Annotated in this window: 3 protein-coding genes; all 3 read left to right on the top strand. The window is 37.1% G+C overall.

Going from position 1 to position 4,616, the window contains the following annotated elements:
* The first annotated feature begins 71 nt into the window (after positions 1-71).
* Positions 72-854: a DUF481 domain-containing protein gene (locus GQR46_RS16490; protein WP_101163220.1), complete on the top strand. Its 783-nt coding sequence runs from the start codon at positions 72-74 to the stop codon at positions 852-854.
* A 122-nt stretch (positions 855-976) separates the two neighbouring features.
* On the top strand, positions 977-3,655 hold the full coding sequence (locus GQR46_RS16485) for an SLBB domain-containing protein (protein WP_165741550.1): 2,679 nt from the start codon (positions 977-979) through the stop codon (positions 3,653-3,655).
* Positions 3,656-3,662: 7 nt separating this feature from the next.
* Positions 3,663-4,583 carry a Wzz/FepE/Etk N-terminal domain-containing protein gene (locus GQR46_RS16480; protein WP_165741549.1) on the top strand — a complete coding sequence of 307 codons (921 nt, stop codon included), beginning with the start codon at positions 3,663-3,665 and terminating at the stop codon, positions 4,581-4,583.
* Positions 4,584-4,616 lie beyond the last annotated feature (33 nt).

The raw sequence follows: 4,616 nt of genomic DNA, 5'->3' as shown, positions 1-4,616 counted from the left end.
GCTGTTTTGCTTGCTCTAACAAGTAACGCTTTAATAAAATAGATATACATTTATACAAAGGTTATTTTTTAATGAAATTAAAGCTTTTATCAGTTTTAGTTGCAGCATCTGCTGCAACAAATGCATTCGCTGCAGACGCAGATCAAAAAACGTGGGAAGTTACCAGTGAACTTGGTGCTATTATCACAAGTGGTAATACAGAAACGACCACACTCAAAGGTGGTATTAAAGTACAGCACAACCTTGAAAACTGGAACAACGAATACAAACTAGACGGCATCTATAAAGAAGATGAAGTTGAAGATGCTAATGGCGACAAAAATAAGCAGCGCACTAATGAAAAGTACTCGATTTCAGCGCAAGGCAATTACAAATTAAATGAAGATCATTCTCATCTATTCATTTATGGTTCACACGTTTCAGATTATTTTGGAGCATATAGAAGTGAGTCAGTAATTTCTGCAGGTTACGGTCTACGTTTATTAAACGAAAAAACCATGTGGTTAAGTGCCGAAGTTGGTCCTGGTTATAAATATTTTGAATACCCAGATGACAGCACTGAAATAGATGATAACGGTAACTCTCTTGCTGGTGAGTTTGAAGGCGAAGTAATTGCCTTAGGTAAATTAGATTACAACTGGCAAATTTCTGAGAGTGCACGTTTTACTCAATTAGTTGCTGTAGAGTACGGTGATACAAACACTAAAACTCGTTCAGAAACTGCATTACTTGCAAAAATAAACGGCTCATTACAAATGAAAGTCGCTTTTAATGTCACTAACAACTCAGATGTTGCTGACGACAAAGAAAGCACTGACACAGAAACATCATTTACTCTTGTTTACAGTTTTTAACCAATGTAACTAAGTTAATGACACTAAAGTGACAAAAGGGACGAAAGTCCCTTTTTTATTTGCTCAAAATTAATGTATTATAGCCACCAATTTTGGTTGTAGACCTAGGGATATACCTACTCGTGAAAGTTTTTACACAATTTATTAGTGCTTTTATTCTACTTTGTAGTTTTAGTACTTTGGCTTTTACGCCAACAGCATCTCAAATTGAGCAATTTAAAAAGCTGCCAAAAGCTCAGCAAGAAGCCCTAGCAAAACAGTATGGTGTTGATGTTTCAACAATCACCGGTACAAACCAATCTAATAATCAAAATAATACAGAGCAACAAAACAGTATTGGCGAGCGCGCAGAGCCAGAAAAAGAAAAGCTAACAGATGAAGAGCGCTTCAAACCAAAAGCAGACGAATTAAAACCATATGGTTATGAGTTGTTTGCAGGTGAACCCACTACATTTATGCCAAGCGAAAATGCGGCAGTACCCGATACTTATATTGTAGGCCCTGGCGATCAATTAAAAATTAACTTTTATGGTAAAGAAAGTGACAGTTTTGAAGTCATAGTTGACCGTGAAGGACGTATTAGTATTCCTGACCTGAGCCCTGTAGAAGTGGCTGGTTTAACCTTTGCTGAAATTAAAGAACTAATAAAAGTAAAAGTAGAGCAGGAAGTTATTGGTGTAAAAGCCTTTATATCGCTTGGTCAACTTCGTAGCATGCGTATTTTAGTGCTAGGTGAGGCTTACAAGCCGGGTAGCTACAGTGTTTCTTCATTAACAACTGTTTCGCACGCATTATTTGTAAGTGGTGGTGTGTCTGACATTGCCTCTCTTCGTAATATTCAAGTTAAACGCGCAGGCAACGTAGTTGCAAATTTTGACCTTTACGACTTACTTATTAATGGTGATAGCAGTAACGATATCGTATTAAAGCCGGGCGATGCTGTATTTATTCCATCAGTTGGCGCTCAAGTAAGAGTTGAAGGTGCGGTTAAACGCCCAGCTATCTTTGAACTTAAAATAGGTGAGTCTGCTAAGCAGTTATTAGCAATGGCCGGAGGCCTTAAACCAAATGCATATGCCAAAAGCGCAATTGTAGAGCGCTTTAACTTCGATCGTAAAGAAGTGCTATCGGTAGATTTTTCAAAATCGCAAATTAACTATATTCCACAAGATGGCGACCGTATTCGCTTTAATTCAGTTAGCTCGCAATATCAAAACTCAGTTAGCTTAATTGGTGCTGTAGCGCGCCCAGGCAATTATCAGTGGCATCAAGGCAAGCGCATTTCAGATGTACTTAAATCAGTACGTGGTGATTTATTACCGCAAGCCGATTTAAGCTACGGACTCGTAATCCGCGAAATAAATATAAACGGCGATATAGAAGCACATCAGTTCGATGTTGCTCAAGCTATTATTAAAAACTCTGAAAATAACTTACAACTTCAAGCTAATGACAAAATTGTTGTATTTAGCCGTTTTGAAGAAAAAGAAGCCGAGCTGTCTGCACTAGCAAATATGGCCCTTAGTCAAGAGCAACAAGAGCAGCAACTAAAAGCAGAGCAGTGGCATAAGTTTGAGCAAAAAGAATTCGAAAAATACATTGGCGTTAATCAAGAAGACGAAGAACTTGTTCTTGAAGACAATAAAATACTCTCTATTGCTGAAATTTCTAAGCGCAAAGCAAAAGAAGAAGAAGACCAAGAACTCAAACCTGAAGATTACGCGTTATTTAGCCGCCATAATTTATTAGCTCCAATTATTGCTAAATTTAAGCAGCAAGCATCAGTGCAACAAGCAATGCAACTTGTGGAGATCAGTGGAAACGTTACTTTCCCTGGTATTTATCCATTAATGATTGGCGGTGAAGCAAAAGACTTAATAATAGCAGCGGGTGGCTTGTTAGAGTCAGCCTACGTGAAGCAAGCTGAAATTACACGTATTGTAGCCAGTGATGGTTCTAAAATAGAACACCTACGATTTGATCTCGAAAGTGCGATGAAAGGTGAACTTCAAAGTAATATTACATTACAAAGCAAAGACAGTATCAATGTTTTTGCAATTCCAAACTGGCAAGAAAATGTAAAAGTAGAATTAAAAGGCGAGCTTAGATTCCCGGGCACTTATACAATACGCCGTGGTGAAACGCTTACTGAACTACTTGAACGTGCGGGTGGCTTTTCAAAATTTGCAGAGCAAAAAGCAGCTGTATTTACGCGTACATCGATAAAAGAGCAAGAGCAAAAGCAACTAGCGCGTTTATCTACAGAGCTTCGTCGTGATATAGCTTCAAAAAGCTTTCAGAACTCCGTAAGCAGTAGTACGCTTTCATATGAAGAGATGAACAAGCTGTTAAACGACCTCGCGAGTGTTGAAGCCGTAGGCCGTTTAGTAATTGACTTACCGTTAATTGTAAATAATCAACAAAATTTAGTATTACAAGATGGCGATACACTATATGTACCAAGCAAGCGCGATTCAATTAGTGTAATTGGTGAAGTTAACTACTCAACATCACATCTTTATAAAACAGGTGTAAGTGTTGATGATTATATAGCACTAAGTGGCGGGCTCAAAGAGCGTGCCGCTGAAGATCGAATTTACATTATTAAAGCTAATGGTTCAGTGAAAATACCAAATACAGGTGGCTGGTTTGCAGCAAATAATGCTGACCAGTTAGAACCAGGGGACACAATAGTAATCCCAATGGATGCAGGGCATATGGATAAGCTAACGCTTTGGAGTACAGCAACGCAGATTCTTTATCAGCTAGGTGTAGCTGTAGCAGCAATTGGAAGTCTTTAGGTGAAAAATGAATAATCAAGATTATATAGAGGTGGATTTCCGAACTTTAATTTCTATATTATGGAAAGGGCGTATATTAATTGTAGGTATTACAGCTTTATTTTCTGTAATAGCCGTTTTATTCTCACTGTCTTTGCCAAATATTTATCGTTCTGAGGCATTGATCAGTGTCGTTGAACAGGGACAGGACTCACCTTTAAGTGGATTATCCTCCACATTTGGAGGACTGGCTTCCATCGCCGGAATAAATTTACAAGCTGGAAGTGGTAGTAAACGTGATATAGCAATCGAAACACTGAAAAGTAGGACGTTTATTAGTGATTTTATTAATATTAATGAGCTAAAGCCCTTACTAATAGGTGTTGAGGGCTGGAATGCTGAGAAAAACGAACTTATTTATGATTCTGAAGTTTATGATATAGAAAATAACATCTGGGTGCGTGAGGTCAGTTACCCTAAAACAAAAACACCTAGCGACTTAGAAGCATACCGCTACTTAATAAAGGAAAACTTGTCTATTTCGGAAGATGAAGACACTGGTTTTATTCGTGTATCTATAAAACATTATTCACCATATATAGCTAAAAGAATCTTAGATAGCCTTATTAACTCTATAAACAATAAATTACGAATGATCGATATTGAAGAAGCCAATAAAAGTGTAGTTTTTCTACAAAGTAAACTTAAAGAAACTAAGAATGTAGATATAAGAAAAATCATGTTCGATATGATTGAAGGGCAAGTGCAAAATCAAATGCTTGCAGAGGTAAGGGATGAGTATGTGTTTAAAACTATCGATCCTGCAATTGTTGATGAAATTAAGTTTTCACCTAAAAGAGCCATTTTAAGTATTATGGGTGCAATTTTAGGTTTTTTTATAGCTGTATTCAGTCTTTTAGTGTTTTTTATATATAAACGACAAAAGTAACTAGTGTTAAACCTTGAATATTACTTTTTCTTT

It is taken from the genome of Pseudoalteromonas sp. Z1A6 (genome assembly GCF_011378745.1).
Classification (GTDB): Bacteria; Pseudomonadota; Gammaproteobacteria; order Enterobacterales; family Alteromonadaceae; genus Pseudoalteromonas; species Pseudoalteromonas arctica.
Note: the sequence above shows the minus strand (reverse complement) of the source record. Positions and strands in the feature narration are given on the sequence as shown.